This is a genomic window from Adlercreutzia sp. DFI.6.23, assembly GCF_024462535.1.
In the GTDB taxonomy this organism is placed as follows: domain Bacteria; phylum Actinomycetota; class Coriobacteriia; order Coriobacteriales; family Eggerthellaceae; genus Adlercreutzia; species Adlercreutzia rubneri.
On record NZ_JANGBP010000292.1, the window covers coordinates 1 to 347 of the forward strand.

The window sequence follows — 347 nt, forward strand, 5'->3', positions numbered from 1 at the left end:
GCCCCAGAACGTCACGGCGAACGCACCGCACAGGGAGCTGACCATCGCAACACGCGAGTAAATGCTCGAGTACTCAAGCGTACCAAAAATAGTGCGCGTCATGAGCGGAGTGAGCACCGTGCCGCTGGCGTAGAAAACGCCGAACATAAAGCCGCCGGCAAGCACCTCAAACGACACGCCTGGGAACAGCAGCAGCACGCCCAAACCGGCAAGCCCGCAGATCATGGCGAAGAAAAGGCCGCCACGCACGCTGATCTTATCGTTGATGATACCGATAAGGATCTTGCCTGCCGCCTGCCCGAGCATAGCGATCGAGGCAACCGTGGCGGCAATGGCCACCACATCGG

At 59.9% G+C, this 347-nt stretch carries 1 pseudogene; it reads right to left on the bottom strand.

What is annotated here, in order from left to right:
- A pseudogene (locus tag NE591_RS13430) lies at positions 1-347 on the bottom strand (MFS transporter); the annotation flags it as partial.